The 16,723-nt window shown below is 65.6% G+C and carries 13 protein-coding genes; 10 read left to right on the plus strand and 3 right to left on the minus strand.

All coding sequences use genetic code 11. The features are described from left to right. Nucleotide 1 precedes the first annotated feature (1 nt). From lysA to cls, 5 genes are read left to right on the plus strand one after another with little or no spacing between them, the layout of a single operon-like run. A complete protein-coding gene (gene lysA / locus BJY26_RS12155) occupies nucleotides 2–1,516 on the plus strand; it encodes a diaminopimelate decarboxylase (RefSeq protein ID WP_179428519.1) in 1,515 nt (504 codons plus the stop codon). Further along, on the plus strand, nucleotides 1,513–2,844 hold the full coding sequence (locus tag BJY26_RS12160; RefSeq protein WP_179428520.1) for a homoserine dehydrogenase: 1,332 nt from the start codon (nucleotides 1,513–1,515) through the stop codon (nucleotides 2,842–2,844). The genes lysA and BJY26_RS12160 overlap by 4 nt, the downstream gene beginning before the upstream one ends. Continuing rightward, nucleotides 2,844–3,917, plus strand: coding sequence for a threonine synthase (gene thrC, locus BJY26_RS12165; protein ID WP_179428521.1), 1,074 nt, complete (start codon nucleotides 2,844–2,846; stop codon nucleotides 3,915–3,917). The genes BJY26_RS12160 and thrC overlap by 1 nt, the downstream gene beginning before the upstream one ends. Before the next feature lie 7 nt (nucleotides 3,918–3,924). Beyond that, nucleotides 3,925–4,860: a homoserine kinase gene (gene thrB, locus BJY26_RS12170; RefSeq protein WP_179428522.1), complete on the plus strand. Its 936-nt coding sequence runs from the start codon at nucleotides 3,925–3,927 to the stop codon at nucleotides 4,858–4,860. Nucleotides 4,861–4,900: 40 nt separating this feature from the next. After that, nucleotides 4,901–6,379, plus strand: a complete 1,479-nt coding sequence (gene cls / locus BJY26_RS12175) for a cardiolipin synthase (RefSeq protein WP_179428523.1) — start codon at nucleotides 4,901–4,903, stop codon at nucleotides 6,377–6,379. Nucleotides 6,380–6,443: 64 nt separating this feature from the next. Here the strand turns inward: cls and BJY26_RS12180 are convergent, their stop codons facing one another. Further along, entirely contained in the window at nucleotides 6,444–6,755 is a 312-nt protein-coding gene (locus BJY26_RS12180; protein ID WP_179428524.1) for a hypothetical protein, read from the minus strand. 109 nt (nucleotides 6,756–6,864) lie between these two features. Between BJY26_RS12180 and BJY26_RS12185 the strand changes: the two genes are divergently transcribed. Next, complete coding sequence (locus BJY26_RS12185) at nucleotides 6,865–7,308, plus strand: VOC family protein (protein WP_179428525.1); 444 nt, start codon at nucleotides 6,865–6,867, stop codon at nucleotides 7,306–7,308. A 145-nt stretch (nucleotides 7,309–7,453) separates the two neighbouring features. Here BJY26_RS12185 and BJY26_RS12190 read toward each other — a convergent pair whose 3' ends face one another. Continuing rightward, nucleotides 7,454–7,945 (minus strand): GNAT family N-acetyltransferase, encoded by a 492-nt coding sequence (locus BJY26_RS12190; RefSeq protein WP_179428526.1) that lies wholly within the window; start codon nucleotides 7,943–7,945, stop codon nucleotides 7,454–7,456. A 101-nt stretch (nucleotides 7,946–8,046) separates the two neighbouring features. Between BJY26_RS12190 and dnaE the strand changes: the two genes are divergently transcribed. From dnaE to nrdR, 4 genes are read left to right on the plus strand one after another with little or no spacing between them, the layout of a single operon-like run. Then, a complete protein-coding gene (gene dnaE / locus BJY26_RS12195) occupies nucleotides 8,047–11,574 on the plus strand; it encodes a DNA polymerase III subunit alpha (RefSeq protein WP_179428527.1) in 3,528 nt (1,175 codons plus the stop codon). Between the two features lie 37 nt (nucleotides 11,575–11,611). Continuing rightward, nucleotides 11,612–12,526, plus strand: coding sequence for an aldose 1-epimerase family protein (locus BJY26_RS12200; protein ID WP_179428528.1), 915 nt, complete (start codon nucleotides 11,612–11,614; stop codon nucleotides 12,524–12,526). A gap of 36 nt (nucleotides 12,527–12,562) precedes the next feature. After that, nucleotides 12,563–13,882: a histidinol dehydrogenase gene (hisD, locus tag BJY26_RS12205; RefSeq protein ID WP_179428529.1), complete on the plus strand. Its 1,320-nt coding sequence runs from the start codon at nucleotides 12,563–12,565 to the stop codon at nucleotides 13,880–13,882. Beyond that, nucleotides 13,882–14,370: a transcriptional regulator NrdR gene (gene nrdR, locus BJY26_RS12210; RefSeq protein WP_179428530.1), complete on the plus strand. Its 489-nt coding sequence runs from the start codon at nucleotides 13,882–13,884 to the stop codon at nucleotides 14,368–14,370. Before hisD ends, nrdR begins: the two co-directional genes overlap by 1 nt. A 90-nt stretch (nucleotides 14,371–14,460) precedes the next feature. On the opposite strand, the gene BJY26_RS12215 is transcribed toward nrdR, so the two are convergent. Beyond that, nucleotides 14,461–16,689 carry a HelD family protein gene (locus BJY26_RS12215; protein ID WP_179428531.1) on the minus strand — a complete coding sequence of 743 codons (2,229 nt, stop codon included), beginning with the start codon at nucleotides 16,687–16,689 and terminating at the stop codon, nucleotides 14,461–14,463. Nucleotides 16,690–16,723 lie beyond the last annotated feature (34 nt).

The following is a 16,723-nucleotide window of genomic DNA, read 5'->3' on the forward strand; positions in this document are numbered from 1 at the left end:
GATGAACAACCACGTTGCTGGAGCCCTGCACTCGGACGCCGGTCCGGTCTGGCTGCCGTATCCCGAGGACGTCAACGAATTGATGACCGAGCTGTGGCCGGCAGGCATCGGTCGCGGAGACGGCGGAGTCCTCACCGTGGCCGGCCTGAGCGTGGCCGATTTGGTCGCCGAATACGGTACGGCTCTCTACGTCATGGACGAGTCCGACTTCCGCTCCCGCGCCCGCCGGTTCGTGCGCGCATTCAACGACGCGTTCGCCGCCGAGTTCGGCCGGCCCGTCGGCGCGGACAATGCCGGCGCCGTCGACGTGTATTACGCCGGCAAGGCGTTCTTGTGCTCCCAGGTGGCCGGATGGGTGATCGACGAGGGGCTGCGCCTCGACACGTGCACCGGCGGCGAACTCGCCGTCGCGGCGCGCGCCGGTGTTCCCGGTGCGAAGATCGGCCTGCACGGCAACAACAAGAGCGATGCCGAGCTGCGCCGCGCCGTGCAAATGGGTGTCGGTCGCATTGTCATCGACAGTCTCGACGAAATCGAACGAGTGGCACGCACGGCACGCGAATTCGGCGTGAGTGTGCCGGTCATGGTCCGCGTGACAGTCGGCGTCGAAGCGCACACGCACGAATACATCGCCACGGCCCACGAGGACCAAAAGTTCGGCCTGTCCATCACGGGCGGAATGGCCGCCGACGCCGTCCGGAGGATTACGGCGCTGCCGGAACTGACGCTGCTGGGCCTGCATTCGCACATCGGCAGCCAAATCTTCGACATGTCAGGTTTCGAAGTGGCCGCTACCAGACTGCTCGAATTGCGCGCCGACATGGACGCCGAACTCGGCGACGGCGCGTGCGGCGACGAGGTCGACCTCGGCGGCGGTTTCGGCATCGCGTACACCTCGCAAGACGATCCGCAGCCGCCAGAGCTGATGGCCGAAACGATTGCGGGCGTGCTGCGTCGTACGTGCACGGGCCTGGGCGTCCGGCCGCCGCACGTGTCCATCGAGCCGGGCCGCGCCATCGCCGGCCCGGCCATGTTCACGCTGTACACGGTCGGCACGATCAAGGACGTCGATACCGGCCAGGGCATTCGCCGGTACGTGTCGGTCGACGGCGGCATGAGCGACAACGCCCGCACCGCTTTGTACAACGCCGATTATTCATGCACGCTGGCGAGCCGCACGTCGACGGCGCACCCGGTGGTGGCCCGCGTGGTCGGCAAGCACTGCGAAAGCGGCGACGTCGTCGTCCGCGACGAGTACCTGCCGGCCGATCTGGTGCCCGGCGATATGATCGCGGTGCCGTCGACGGGCGCGTACTGCCGTCCGCTGGCCAGCAATTACAACCACGTGCCGCGCCCGCCGGTTGTTGCGGTTCGGGACGGCGTTGCGAGGGTGCTGGTGCGCGGTGAGACCATTGACGACCTGCTGGCATTCGACGTGCCGGCAACTGCCGGCGAGCACACACCGGCCGACGAACAAACTCGGGCCGACGAACCGACCGGAAGGGGCCGACTATGAGCATTCCCCAACTGCGCGTGGCGCTGCTGGGCTGCGGCGTCGTGGGCGGACACGTGGCTGCCCGGCTGATGGCCTCGGCCGAGGAGTTCGAAGGCCGGGTGGGAGCGCGGCTGAACCTTGTCGGCATCGCGGTGCGCGATACGTCTCGTCCTCGCGAGGCCGGCGTCGACAGTTCGCTGCTAACGACTGACGCCGAATCGCTCGTCGGGAAGGCCGACATCGTCATCGAATTGATGGGCGGCATTGAGCCGGCCCGTTCTCTTATCCTGCGGGCGCTCGAGTCGGGCGCCTCGGTCGTCACGGCCAATAAGGCCCTCCTGGCCGAGCACGGCGCGGCATTGCGGGCCGCGGCGGACGACGCCGGCGTCCAACTCGAATACGAGGCAGCGGTCGCAGGTGCCATCCCGATCGTTCGCCCGCTCGGCGATTCGTTGGCCGGCGACAGCGTCAACCGGATCCTCGGCATCGTCAACGGCACCACCAACTATGTGCTGGACAAAATGGACTCGTCCGGCTTGTCGCAAGCGGACGCCGTGGCCTCGGCACAGCAACTCGGATTCGCCGAAGCCGATCCGACCGCCGACCTCGAAGGCTACGATGCCGCCGCCAAGGCCGCCTTGCTGGCGTCGTTGGCGTTCCACACGCCCGTGGAGCTGTCCGATGTGCACCGGGAAGGCATCACGGGGATCACTGCCGACGCCGTGGCCAACGCCCGGGCCGACGGGTACGTCATCAAACTGCTCACGGTGTGCGAGCGGGTGCAATCGTCGTCCGGGCCGGCGATCCGGTCGAGCGTGTACCCGGCGCTGTTGCCCACCAGCCATCCGCTGGCAGGCGTACGCGGCGCCTTCAACGCCGTCTACGTCGAATCCGAGGCTGCCGGCGAGTTGATGTTCTATGGGCAGGGCGCCGGGGGAGCGCCCACGTCGTCCGCCGTGCTGGGCGACGTGATTTCGGTGGCCCGGCGGCGCCTGCTCGGCGGTCGCGGGCAAGCCACGCCGCGCGCCGGTTCGCTCCGGCTGCTGCCGATGAGCGAGATCCGCACGCGCTATCACGTCGTCCTGGACGTCGTGGATCAGCCGGGCGTGCTCGCCCAAGTGACCGAGGTGTTCGCAGCAAAAGCCGTGTCGATCGAGACCGTCCGCCAAAGCGTGCGCTCCGCAGCCGACGATCCGGACGACGAATCGTTGCCCCCGGCCGGCCGGGCCAAGCTGGTCATCGCCACCCACGCGGCGACGAACGGCGCGCTCGATGACACGGTCGAGGCGCTCGCCCGCTTGGACAACGTGGCCGCTGTGGTGTCGACCCTACGGATGGAAGGTAACTGATGGCTTACCAGTGGCGCGGAGTAATAACCGAATACTCCGATCATCTGCCCGTCACCGGCAGCACGCCGGTCGTGACGTTGGGGGAGGGCGGCACGCCCCTCGTGTCGGCGCGCCGGCTGTCCGAACGGTTGGACGCCGACGTGTGGATCAAGGTCGAGGGAATGAACCCGACCGGGTCGTTCAAAGACCGCGGTATGACGATGGCGATCTCGAAGGCCGTCGAAGCCGGCGCGAAGGCCGTGATTTGCGCGTCCACGGGGAACACATCGGCCTCGGCCGCCGCGTACGCCACGGCTGCCGGCATCACGTGCGCCGTGTTGGTTCCCGACGGGAATATCGCCATGGGCAAGCTCAGCCAAGCCGTCGCTCACGGCGCTCACCTGCTGGCGGTCGACGGCAACTTCGACGACTGCCTCATGGTGGCCCGCAAACTGTCCGAGTCGTACCCGGTGAACCTCGTCAACTCGGTCAATCCGCACCGGATCGAAGGTCAGAAGACCGCTGCGTTCGAAGTTGTCGACGTGCTCGGCGACGCGCCCGATATTCATGCGCTGCCGGTCGGCAACGCCGGCAACATCACCGCGTACTGGAAAGGCTACCGGGAATATGCCGGCATCGGGACGGCGTCGCGCACGCCCGCCATGTGGGGTTTCCAGGCCGCCGGTTCCGCGCCGATAGTGGCCGGGCATCCGATCACCGAACCCGACACCGTCGCCACCGCGATCCGCATCGGCAATCCGGCCTCCTGGCAGCAGGCGCTCGCGGCCCGCGACGATTCGGGCGGCCGGATCGAAGCCGTCACCGACCGGCAGATTCTCGATGCGCATCGGCTGCTGTCCTCCGGCGACGGCGTGTTCGTCGAGCCGGCGTCGGCCGCGGGGGTGGCAGGGCTCATTGCCGCGCACGAGCGCGGGGAAGTGCCAAGCGGGGCGCGGATCGTCGTGACAGTCACGGGGCACGGCTTGAAGGACCCCGACTGGGCGTTACGTGATCCGTCCGGTGAGCGCATCACCCCGACCAGCGTCCAAGCCGATCCGATCGGCATCGCCCGTGAACTCGGCCTCGAGGACTGACGGGCGCATGACGGGCCGGCTGCGCGCAGGCAGTCAGGTACGCGTGAGCGTGCCGGCGACCTCGGCGAACCTGGGCCCGGGTTACGACTGTCTGGGGCTTGCGCTCGAGATTCGGGACGCCGTGCGGGCCACCGTGCTTTCGCCCGACCGGGCTTCGCAGGTCGACGTCACGGGCGAAGGCAAGGGGACTGTTCCCGGCGATGCGACGCACCTCGTGCTGCGCGTGCTCACCGACGTGCTGGCCCGGCGGGGGTTCCCCGACACCCGGCTGCGCCTGGAGTGCGATAACCACATTCCGCATGCCCGGGGACTCGGATCGTCGGCATCGGCCGTGGTGGCAGCCATCGCCGCGGCCGACGCGCTGGCCGCTGGTGCCGGTGCGCCCGCGCTCGCGCCGGACGAGAAACTGTCGCTGGCCGTCGGCGTCGAAGGGCACCCCGACAACGCGGCACCGGCGCTGCTCGGCGGCGCCGCGATCAGCTGGACGTCCGCAGGCCGGGCGCACGCCGCGCGGATCGACGTGGACGCGGGCTTGGATTGCACGATCATCGTGCCGCCGACGGGCCTTTCCACGTCGGTGGCCCGGGGTGTGCTGCCGGCCACGGTGCCGCATGCCGACGCCGCCCACAACGCCGCAAGGGCCGCGCTACTGGTGCACGCTCTCGGCAATGAACCGGCGTTGCTGTTTGACGCAACCGAGGACGCAATACACCAGGAATACCGGCGCGGCGTCCTGCCCGAATCTCTGGACATGATCGACAGACTTCGTGCCGCCGGCCTTGCCGCAGTCCTGTCCGGAGCCGGCCCGGCAGTGCTGGTCCTCGGCGGCCGGCCCGCCGACGTCCGACCCGTGATCGACTCGCTCGCGCAGGGCCCCCGCCCGGGCCCGGCGCCGGCCGTTCGGCACGTGGGCGTGGCGAACCGCGGGGCAGTGATCGAGTAGGTCGGCCGGAAGGCCGGGCCCGGCCGATATAGTGCGAGTCATGCACTTTCCGTCATTGGAACTCGGCACATTGCCGGTGGCGATCACCGCGGCGCTGTTTTCCATCGACATCGCCATTCGCATCGTCATGCTCGGCGTCGTGCCGCACAACCGCCGGCCGTCGACGGCGCTGGCGTGGCTGCTGGCGATTTTTTTCATCCCGTATATCGGCTTGCTGGTGTTCTTGCTGCTTGGCAGCCCGAAACTGCCGAAGCGCCGGCGCGTCAAACAGCAGTACATCAACGAATTGATCATTGCCAACACGCAAGGAATGGACAGATCCGGGTACCTCTCCCAGGTGCCGAGCTGGGTGGCGTCGGCGGCCCGGCTGAACCGGCGGCTCGGTGCCATGCCGCTGGTGGCCGGCAACTCGGTCGACCTGCACAGCAGCTACTCCGGTTCGCTCGATGCGATGACTCGGGCCGTCGACGAGGCTGAGACGTTCGTGCACGTCGAGTTCTACATCTTGAGCTTTGACGACGCGACCGCGCAGTTCTTCGATGCGCTGCAACGGGCAGTGGACCGCGGCGTCATCGTGCGGGTGCTGTTCGACCACATCGGCAGCGCCCGCTCGCCGCGGTACGGCGACATGAAGCGCAAGCTGAACGCCATCGGGGCGCTATGGCACGCCATGCTGCCGGTGCGTCCGTGGGCTGCCCGGTTCCAGCGCCCCGATCTTCGAAATCATCGCAAACTGATCGTCATTGACGGCGTCGTCGGGTTCACCGGCTCGCAAAACGTGATCGATCGCAGCTACAACAAGAAGAAGAACGTTCGCACCGGTCTGCAATGGAAAGATCTGATGGTCATGCTCAAGGGGCCGATCGTGCAGGAAGTGAACGCCGTCTTCGTCACCGACTGGTACAGCGAGACGAACGAATTGCTCACCGAGGATGTCGAAGTGCTTGAACCGGCCCAAGGACCGGGCCTGAAACAAGCCCAGATCGTGCCGAGCGGTCCCGGTTTCGACGGCGAGAACAACCTGCGCCTGTTCAATATGCTGCTGCACAACGCGTCGGAGCGGATCATTGTGACAAGTCCGTACTTCGTGCCGGACGAATCAATGCTGTACGCCATCACCACTGCCGCCGAGCGCGGACTCGAGGTGCAGTTGTTCGTCGGGGCGATCTCCGACCAGACAATCGTCTTCCACGGTCAGCGTTCGTACTACGAAGCGCTTTTGCGGGCAGGCGTGCGCGTCTTCCTCTACAAGTCACCGTATATTTTGCATTCCAAGCTGGTGAGCATCGACGACGACGTCGCGGTCATCGGCTCGTCGAACATGGACATGCGGTCGTTCAGCTTGAACATGGAGATCTCGCTCATGGTTCCGGATCCGGAATTCGTCAGTCGGGTACGCGAGATCGAGGCCGAATACCGGCACGACAGCACCGAGTTGACCTTGCAGGACTGGCTCGATCGGCCCGTGCTGATGAAGTATTTGGACAATGTGGCGCGGTTGACCGCGGCGCTCCAGTAGGGCTGCAGTAGGGCGGGGCATCTCGGCGGCACGGATAGTCGAAAATGGTCGTGGTGATCCCGCGTCAGGTCGCGGGGGCCGCCGTGACATAAAAGGGTTCGTGATTGAACAGTCCGTTACGGGCAAGCAACCGTACAGTTTGCCCGGCGTCGACGTGCACTGAGACGGCGCGCACGCCAAGCAAGCTCGTGAATCCGCGATAGCGGATACCAGCGGATATTTCGTGCGTTCCCGAATCGACGTCGATGTGAACCGGTGTGCGCCAGTCGGCCTTGTATTCGACACCGTCGATGAGCACGTATGGGCGGGTCATCGGACGCAATAGCCACCAATTCATCCAATGTGCCTTCACCGTCATGACGATCGTCGTGGTCACAGGCAAAAGTTAACATTCCGCCCGGTGCGCGAGCATCATATGCGCATCGGCGCGGCAAGCTCGCCGGAACGGGCGGGCCGTGTCGGTGCTTCTTGATAGCTTCGGCGTTATGCAAAGTCGCGATATTCAGATCACGTTTGACTGCGCCGATCCCGCGGCGCTGGCCGAATTCTGGTGCGAAGTACTTGGTTACCGGGTACAGCCGCCGCCGCCCGGATTCGACAGCTGGGATCAAGCTCTTGAATCGTGGCACGTTCCGGCCGAAGAGCGTAATGGCCGCTCGGCCGCACTGCCGCCGGACGGCGTGAGCGGACCTCGAGTGTTCTTTCAGCGGGTTCCCGAGGGGAAGACCGCCAAGAATCGGCTACATCTGGACGTCCGAGCCGCACCCGGCGCCGTAGGAGACGAACGGATGGACGCGCTCGATGCCGAAGCAACTCGCTTGGCAGGGATCGGAGCTCGTCGCGTGCGGCGTGTGGATCCGGACGGCGGGATGGAGACCGGCTTCATCGTCATGCAAGACCCCGAGGGTAATGAGTTCTGCCTGGACTGATTCGTTCGACCTGCGGTGATGACCGTATGGAACCGTCGAATAGCAAACGGCCGGTTGCGAGTGGTGCTGAGCACGATGAAGCTGCTTTGACGCTGCCGTATGTCCATGGGTCATGAGCGGATCCTTCACCGAGCATTCATGGTGTTCATCGGCGCAAATCGGCGCGGAAGAGTATTCCAAGCCCCCCTTCGATTGGAATACTGCGAAACTGTGGTCCGCGTGCCAACTCGTAAAAGTCAGAATTCCGGTGTAGTGCTATCGACGCTTCATTGCTCGCATTCGTGAAGTAGTAGGCGCGATTGTCCCGCTGCCGGATCCAATCCAAGCGAGTAGTGACCAGCGCTAACGCCACACCTCGCCGTCGGACATTTGGGTCAACCGTGACTCCCATCAGATAGTGTCCGGACGGCGCGTCCATCTCCGGATTTTCGAAATACTTCGTCTTTGCCCAGCCAACGAGTCCGTCATCCGACTCGGCTACGACGAAACGCAACCGGGGGTCGGGTATCGCCTGCGAAACCGCGTCACAAAAACGCGACGAGGTCGATCGCCCCGACCGGCGCTGAACCTCGAGTAAGCCAGGAAGGTCTGAAAGCGAAGCACCTCTTATGGTGAAGACCGAATTTTGCTTGCCCATGTGAACATTGTCGCGCAGACCGTACGGAGGCACCTGCCCGCGGCGTCCGGCGTCGACTAGACTCGGGGAACAAGCGCGGAAGTTACTAAAAAAGGTTTTTGATGGCTCAGAACGACTCTTTCGTTCATCTACACGTGCACACCGAGTACTCCATGCTTGACGGGGCGGCCCGCATCAAAGACTTGATGACCGACACCGCCTCCATGGGCATGCCGGCAATCGCGACGACCGACCATGGGTTCGTCTTCGGCGCATTCGACTTCTGGAAACAAGCCACCGACGCAGGCATCAAACCGATCATCGGCGTCGAGGCATATCTGACTCCGGGGACGGCGCGGGGTGACCGCACGAGGGTGAAGTTCGCCGACGGCGGCCGCGACGACGTGTCCGGCGGCGGCGCCTACACGCACATGACACTGCTGTCGAAGGACAACGCCGGAATGCACAACTTGTTCCGGATGGCAACGCTCGCCTCCTTGGAGGGCCAGTTCTACAAGCCGCGGATGGACCGCGACCTGCTCAACACGTACGGAAAGGGCCTGATCGCCACTACCGGATGCCCGTCGGGTGAGATCCAGACCCGGCTGCGCCTCGGACAGTACGAGGAGGCGAAGAAAGCCGCGGGCGAGTTCCGCGAGATATTCGGGCCGGACAACTTCTATCTGGAGCTGATGGACCACGGCCTGCAGATCGAACGGGCAGTCACGAAAGACCTGTTGCGGCTCGGCAAGGAAATGAACATGCCGCGGGTTGCCACCAACGACCTGCACTACACGCGCGCCGAGGACGCCAAAGCGCACGAGGCGCTGCTGGCCGTCCAGTCGGGCTCCAACTTGTTGGACCCGAACCGGTTCAAACTCGACGCTGAAGAGTTCTACCTGAAGAGCCCGGCCGAGATGCGCCGGCTGTTCAACGAATTCCCCGACGCCTGCGACAACACCCTTGCCATCGCCGAACAATGCGAAGTCAGCTTCAACACCGAGGCCAACTACATGCCCCGGTTCCCCTGCCCGCCCGGGGAGGACGAAACGTCCTGGATGATCAAGGAAGTCGAAAAGGGCCTGCACTTCCGCTATCCGGGCGGCGTGCCGGACGCCGCGCGCGAACGCGCCGACTATGAGGTCGGCATCATCACGCAAATGGGCTTTCCTGGCTACTTCCTCGTCGTGGCCGACTTCATCAACTGGTCGAAGGACAACGGCATCCGCGTCGGACCCGGCCGTGGATCCGGTGCCGGATCGATGGTCGCCTATGCCATGCGCATCACCGATCTCGACCCGCTGGAGCACGGTCTGCTGTTCGAGCGGTTCCTCAACCCCGACCGCGTGTCCATGCCCGACTTCGACGTCGACTTCGACGACCGTCGCCGTTCCGACGTCATCAAGTATGTGACGGACAAGTACGGCGACGACCGGGTCGCCCAGATCGTCACGTACGGCACCATCAAGTCGAAAATGGCATTGAAGGACTCGGCGCGCGTGCTCGGCTACCCGTTCTCGATGGGGGACAAGCTCACCAAGGCGATGCCGCCCACGATCATGGGCAAGGACATCTCGCTTGCCGGCATCGAAAACCCGGAGGACAAGCGGTACGCCGAGGCCGAGGAATTCCGTGCGGCTGTGGCGGCCGATCCCGAGGCCGGGAAGGTGTTCGAAACCGCCAAGGGCCTCGAAGGGCTCAAACGGCAGTGGGGCGTGCACGCGGCGGGCGTGATCATGAGTTCGCATCCACTCATCGACATCATCCCGCTCATGCGCCGCGAACAAGACGGTCAGGTCATCACCCAGTTCGACTATCCGACTTGCGAAGGCCTGGGCCTGATCAAAATGGACTTCCTGGGCCTGCGGAACCTCACGATCATCTCCGACGCCTTGGAGAACATCTCGATCAACGGCAAGGAAGCGCCCGATCTGGACGCCCTGTCCCTCGACGATCAGGCGTCCTACGACCTTTTGGCGCGCGGCGACACGCTCGGCGTCTTCCAGTTCGACGGCGGCCCGATGCGCTCGCTGCTTCGGCTCATGCGACCCGACAACTTCGAGGACATCTCGGCCGTCGGCGCGCTGTACCGGCCCGGCCCCATGGGCGCCAACTCGCACACCAACTACGCACTGCGCAAGAACGGGCAGCAGGAGATCACCCCGATCCATCCGGAACTTGCCGAACCGTTGGCGGAAACCCTCGGCACCACGTACGGCTTGATCGTCTACCAGGAGCAGGTGATGGCGATCGCTCAAAAGGTCGCCGGCTACACGCTCGGTCAAGCCGACATTTTGCGCCGCGCCATGGGCAAGAAGAAGAAGGCCGAGCTGGACAAGCAGTACGCCGGCTTCCACCAGGGCATGCTCGACAACGGGTACTCCGAAGAGGCTGTCAAAGCGCTGTGGGACATCCTCTTGCCGTTCTCGGACTACGCGTTCAACAAGGCCCACTCGGCAGCGTACGGGGTCGTGTCGTACTGGACTGCCTACCTCAAGGCCCATTTCCCGGCCGAGTACATGGCGGCACTGCTCACCTCGGTCGGTGAGAACAAGGACAAGTCGGCAATCTATTTGAACGAATGCCGACGCATGCACATGGAAGTCCTGCCGCCGGACGTCAACGAGTCGTCACGCAACTTCACTCCAGTCGGCACCGACATCCGCTTCGGAATGGGAGCCGTGCGCAACGTCGGCACCAACGTGGTCGATGGAATCGTCCAGGCCCGCACCGAGAAGGGCGCGTTTACGTCGTTCCAGGACTTTCTGGACAAAGTGCCGGTGCACGTGTGCAACAAGCGCACCATCGAATCGCTCATCAAGGCCGGCGCTTTCGATTCGCTCGGGCACACCCGGCGCTCACTCGTCGAGATCCACGAAGAAGCAGTCGATTCGGTCGTCGGCGTCAAGCGTCAGGAGGCCAACGGCCAGTTCGACCTGTTTGCCGGGCTCGGCGACGAAAGCGACGATCCGGGGTTTTCGATAGTGCTGCCGGACCGGCCGGAATGGGAAAAGAAGGAAAAACTCGCGTTCGAACGCGACATGCTCGGCCTGTACGTGTCCGACCATCCGCTCAACGGCTTGGAAAAGCTGCTCCAGTCCCAATCGGACATTTCGATCGCCCGGCTGCTCGAAGACGAGGCGCGTCCGGACGGCTCCGTCGTCACCATCGCCGGCATGATCACGAACCTGACTCGCAAGATCAGCAAGAATTCGGGCAATCCGTACGCCATTGCCGTCGTCGAAGACTTGGACGCCAGCGTCGAAGTGATGTTCTTCGGGCAGGTGTACCAGCCGGTCGCCACGATTCTGGCCGAGGACCTGGTCGTCACCATCAAGGGCAGGCTGCGCCGTCGCGATGAAGGAGCCATGAACTTGATGGCCATGGAGATGACGGTTCCGGACGTCGCGGACACCGACGCCGGGCCCGTGTCGTTATCGATGTCGGTGGCCCGGTGCACGCCGCCGCTGGTCGAAAGGCTCGCCGATGTGCTGCGCACCCATCCGGGCTCGACCGACGTCCAGCTCAAACTCACGCAGCCCGGCCGGGCCACCGTCATGCGGCTGGACCGGAGCCTGCGAGTCGACCCCAACCCGGCACTGTACGGCGACTTGAAGGCGCTGCTGGGCGCCGGATGCCTGCAAGGCTGACGCGTTCGGCCCGGCCGAACCGATGAAAGGACACGAGTTGAACCTCTCCGGCAATCCCGTACACATCTCGCACGGCGACTACTCGGCGCGCATCGCGCCGGTGGGAGCATCGCTGAGTTCGTTGAACTACGGCGGCCGGGATCTCGTGGTGCCCTACGATACCGCGGGCCTGCGCCCGAGCCACCGCGGCGCCGTCCTTGCGCCGTGGCCCAACCGGATCATCGACGGCACGTACGCCTGGCAGGGCAGAACGTACCAACTGCCATTGACCGAACCGGCTCGGCATAATGCCATCCACGGTCTCGTCGATTGGAACGACTTCGAGCTGACGGGACGGACCGACGCTTCCGCCACCTTGTCGACCCCCGTCGTACCGGTGCCGGGCTATCCCCACTGCCTGCGCGTCACCGTGACCTACGCACTCGACGACGATGGCTTGTCCTGGACCGTTGAAACGGAAAACCTCGGGGACGACGACGCCCCCTACGGGGTGGCCGTGCACCCGTACTTCACGGCCGGTCCCGGCCGAGCGGACGACTGGACGTTGACGTTTCCCGGCACCGAGTACATCGAATCGGCCGATGAGCAGATGCGGCCCGGCGAGACAAAGAGCGTGCGCGGAAGCGACGTCGACTTCACGGCCGGCAGACCGTTACGGGGCATCTCCTGCGATTTGCCGTTCACGAAGTTGCAGCGCTCGGGCGGACGTGCCGAAGCCAGGCTGCTTGCCGCGGACGGAACCGGCGTGGCCATCAGTTGCGGCGACGACACCCCGTGGATGCAGGTGTTCACGGCCGACTCTCCCGACCCCGACAAGAACCGGATCGGCGTCGCTCTCGAGCCGATGACGTGCCCACCCGACGCATTTAACTCCGGCACCGACGTCGTCCGGATCGCCCCGGGGGATCTGCACCGCATCGAGTGGCACATTGCCGCCGTCCGGAACGGGTAACCGGCGGCGTCCGACGGGCCGGTAGACTCGGGAAGCGTGATGCGCAGACTTGATCTGTCCGGTTCGACACTCGACCGGCGTACCCTGCGGGCCGTGATGCCCCGCGCCGGATCCGACGTGTTCGCGGCCACCACCGCCGTGAAACCCATGCTCGAGGAAATCCGCCATCGCGGCCTGGCGGCGATCGCGGAATACACCGCCCGGTTCGACGGGCCCGCCCCGGCCGAACCGCGTGTGCCCGACGCACTGCTGAAAGAGGCTTTGGACGCGTTGGACGCCGACGTGCGGGATGCGCTGCGTGAGAGTATCCGCCGCGCGCGTATCGTCCACGAAGCACAACGCCGCGACGACGTCACGGTGAGCGTCGAACCCGGGGCGCAGGTGACCGAGCGATGGCTGCCCGTCGAACGCGTTGGCCTGTACGTGCCCGGCGGCCTTGCCGTCTACCCGTCGTCGGTGATCATGAACGTCGTCCCGGCCCAAGTGGCCGGCGTCGAATCTCTCGCGATCGCCAGCCCGCCGCAACGCGAATTCGGCGGCTATCCGCATCCGACAATTCTCGCCGCCGCCGAACTGCTGGGAGTGCGCGACGTGTACGCCATCGGCGGCGCGCAGGCCGTAGCGGCGTTCGCCTACGGATACGATGCCACCGCCGACGCCGCCGCCCTCGACCCCGTCGACCTAATCACGGGCCCGGGCAACGCATACGTGGCTGCCGCTAAGAACGCCGTCCGCGACCTCGTCGGCATCGATGCCATCGCCGGTCCGACCGAGATCGCCGTCATTGCCGACGACAGCGCCGACCCCGACTATGTGGCGGCCGATCTGATCAGCCAGGCCGAACACGATCCGCAGGCGTCGTCGGTCTTGGTGACGGCCTCGGCCGGCCTGGCTGACGCCGTGGAAGCCGCCGTGGAACGGCGGGTGCCGCGCACGAAGCACGTCGACAGGGTCACCGCCGCGTTGGGCGGCCCGCAATCGGCAATCGTCACGGTCGACACACCGGACGCCGCAATTGCCGTGATCAACGCGTACGCCGGCGAGCACGTCGAGGTGCACACCGTCGACGCGACCGATGTGGCGGCACGCATCGTCAACGCCGGTGCCGTGTTCATCGGATCGCATTCTCCCGTGAGTCTCGGCGACTACTGCGCCGGAAGCAACCACGTGCTGCCGACCTCGGGGACGGCCACGCATGAATCCGGCCTGAGCGTCCAGAGCTTCTTGAAAGGCACGCACCTGATCGAATACTCGCCCGAGGCTCTCCGGACGGTCGCCCGGCACGTCGTGACCCTTGCCGAGGCCGAAGACCTGCCCGCGCACGGCGAGGCCGTCACTGCCCGAATGGAGAACTGATGCATTGCCCGTTCTGCCGGCACCCGGATTCCCGCGTCGTCGACTCCCGCACCAGCGAGGACGGCACCGCGATCCGCCGCCGCCGCCAATGCCCCAAATGCGGCAGACGCTTCACCACGCTGGAAGCCACGAGCCTGGCAGTGATCAAACGCTCCGGAACCTCCGAGCCGTTCAGCCGGCAAAAGGTGGTCTCCGGGGTGCGCAAGGCCTGCCAGGGACGCCCGGTCAGCGAGGACGACCTCGCCAAAATGGCCCAGCGGGTCGAAGAAGCGGTGCGCGGCCTCGGCGTGGCAGAGATCGACGCCGACGAGATCGGCTTGACGATACTGCCGCCGCTGCGCGAACTCGACGAGGTGGCGTATCTGCGGTTCGCCAGCGTTTACCAGGGATTCGATTCTCTTGAGGACTTTGAAACCGCCATCGCCGGGCTGCGCGCCGATCGCCGGATGCGCGGAGAGGACTCGGACTCGCCAGGCGCGGGCGGGTAACCTATACTGAAATGACACAAAGACCACCGCCGGTGGCATCGGAGGGGAAGCCGATGCCGCCGGCGGTTTCTTTACGCCTCCGTGGCTTCGTTACGATCGTGCGTTTCTTTGTGCCAGCGCGTCGGGCAGTGCCTCGGAGTACACGATGACGAGCCTGCGAGTCGGCCGGGTCATTGCCACGTACACATCGGAGATTCCGTGCACGCCCTTGTCGATCAGTCCCGGCTCGAGCACGACGACCCCGTCGAATTCGAGTCCCTTGGCCTGATCGGCCCGTAGCAGGGCCACATCGGCGTCCAGCCCGGCCGGTCCGCGTCCGATATCGGTCCGCCCGGCGGACGTCAGGGCGTCGGCCGCCGCGTCGATCACGCCGCCCGGGCCGATCACTGCCAGCCGTCCGCCGTCCAGCAGCGCCAATTCGTCGTCGATCAATCCGGGCAGCTCGGCGATCGGGTCGCCGACCTTCGTGAATATGGGCGGCCACCGGCCCTCACGAACCGATGACGGCACCGACACGTCCGGGCGGACGCTGCGGATCATCGCCGTCGCGGCGTCCATGATCTGCCTGGGCGTGCGGTAGTTGATAGTGAGCTCTTCGACGTTCCACCTGTCGCCCAGGAGCGGTCGCAGCGCGTCGTGCCAGCTGGTGGCTCCGGCGGCAGCCGACGTTTGCGCGATATCGCCGACGAGCGTCATCGATTTCGACGGCACTCGGCGCAGCACGGTACGCCACATCATCGGCGAGAGCTCTTGGGCCTCGTCGACCACGACGTGGCCGTACGCCCACGTCCGGTCGGCCGCCGCCCGCTCGGCAGTAGTCCGCGCCGGCCCGGTGTCGGCGAACCGGCCCGACAGGGTATCGGCCGAAACGTATCCGTGCTGCCCCGTCATATCGATCACGGACTCGGCAAACGCCAACTCTTTGGCGTCCTGCTCGCGGCGGACCGCGTCCTCCCGCTGCCGGGCCGACGGATCGTCGCCGAGCAACTCGGCGGCTTCGTCGAGCAGCGGCACGTCCTCGACGGTCCAGGCGTGCGGGTCTGCACGACGGAAGAGTTCCCGCTGGCCCGGCGTCAGCCACGAGGCCGCCGATTCCAGCAGGTGCGGCAAAGCGTACAGGTCGCCCAGCAGCTTTTCCGGGGTCAACGGCATCCATGCCAGGTTCAGCGCGACGCGCACATCGCGGGCCGACCGGACGTCGGTCAGGAGCTCGGCACGGTCGCCCTCGTCGAACGTCTCGCCGATTTGCGCAATGATCCGGTCCGTCAGCTTGCGCAGCAGCGTCTTGACGAACGTGGTGCGCGCCTCATTATGGGGTTTGCCGGTGCGCCTGGCCCTGTCACGAGCCGACCGGACATCGGCCACCGTCAACGTCACGGTTCGCGAATCGACGGCGAGCACTTGGTCACGCTCGGGGAGGCGCTGACGGTCGGCCGCGGCTTTGCGCAGCGCCCGTGCCATCAGCGCATCGCCCTTCAACGCGGCGAGCTCGTCGCCGTCGTGAACGTCGGTGTCGACGCCCGGGAACAGCTGGCCGGGCGTGCTGAGCACCGCGCCGGTTTCGCCGAGAGAGGGCAACACCTGGCCGATGTATTTCAAGAAGGCGGTGGTGGGACCGATCAGCAACACGCCCGAACCGGCGATCCTCTCCCGATACTTGTACAAGAGAAAAGCGGCGCGGTGCAGCGCGACGGCGGTCTTCCCGGTGCCCGGCCCGCCCTGGACGACGAGGACACCGGCCAGAGGTCCGCGGATGATGGTGTCCTGCTCGGCTTGGATGGTGGCGACGATATCGTCCATCCGACCGGTGCGCGCGGAATCGAGCGCGGCAATGAGTGCGCCCTCCCCGGACAGTTCGGCGCGCGCCGTGTCGTCGAGCGCCGACAAGTCCAGCACGTCGTCCTCGATGCCGATCAACTCGCGAGCCTTTGTCACAAGGTGCCGACGCCTGACGAGCCCGAGCGGGGTGCGTGCCGTGGCCTGATAGAACGGTTCGGCGGCCGGCGCGCGCCAATCGATGAGGAGCTGCTCGGAATTGTCGTCGGACATGCCGATCCGGCCGATATACGACGCATGCGACAAGTCGTCGATGCGCCCAAAGCAAAGCTGCTCCTCGACGCTGTTGAGCCGGGCCAGCTGATCTTCGTACAAGGTCGCGAACGCGTCCCGCTCGCTGCGTGCCTGTTGATTGCCGCCGGGGTCGCTCAACCGGACGGCACCGAGGTTGGCAGCCGCCTCACGGCGCAATTCGTCCAGCCGGGCGTACAGCAGGTCGAGATGGCGCTGTTCACACTGCTTTTCGTCGTCGCCGACGCTCATGGGCTACCTTTCTGATCCGGCCCTCCATTATGCC

The sequence above is a fragment of the Spelaeicoccus albus genome, assembly GCF_013409065.1.
GTDB classification, from domain to species: Bacteria; Actinomycetota; Actinomycetes; order Actinomycetales; family Brevibacteriaceae; genus Spelaeicoccus; species Spelaeicoccus albus.

Excerpts from the sequence above, each read along its gene's own strand:
- lysA (WP_179428519.1), top strand. The coding sequence starts at position 2 with ATGAACAACCACGTTGCTGGAGCCCTGCACTCGGACGCCGGTCCGGTC.
- BJY26_RS12160 (WP_179428520.1), top strand. The coding sequence starts at position 1,513 with ATGAGCATTCCCCAACTGCGCGTGGCGCTGCTGGGCTGCGGCGTCGTG.
- thrC (WP_179428521.1), top strand. The coding sequence starts at position 2,844 with ATGGCTTACCAGTGGCGCGGAGTAATAACCGAATACTCCGATCATCTG.
- thrB (WP_179428522.1), top strand. The coding sequence starts at position 3,925 with ATGACGGGCCGGCTGCGCGCAGGCAGTCAGGTACGCGTGAGCGTGCCG.
- cls (WP_179428523.1), top strand. The coding sequence starts at position 4,901 with ATGCACTTTCCGTCATTGGAACTCGGCACATTGCCGGTGGCGATCACC.
- BJY26_RS12185 (WP_179428525.1), top strand. The coding sequence starts at position 6,865 with ATGCAAAGTCGCGATATTCAGATCACGTTTGACTGCGCCGATCCCGCG.
- BJY26_RS12190 (WP_179428526.1), bottom strand. The coding sequence starts at position 7,945 with ATGGGCAAGCAAAATTCGGTCTTCACCATAAGAGGTGCTTCGCTTTCA.
- dnaE (WP_179428527.1), top strand. The coding sequence starts at position 8,047 with ATGGCTCAGAACGACTCTTTCGTTCATCTACACGTGCACACCGAGTAC.
- nrdR (WP_179428530.1), top strand. The coding sequence starts at position 13,882 with ATGCATTGCCCGTTCTGCCGGCACCCGGATTCCCGCGTCGTCGACTCC.
- BJY26_RS12215 (WP_179428531.1), bottom strand. The coding sequence starts at position 16,689 with ATGAGCGTCGGCGACGACGAAAAGCAGTGTGAACAGCGCCATCTCGAC.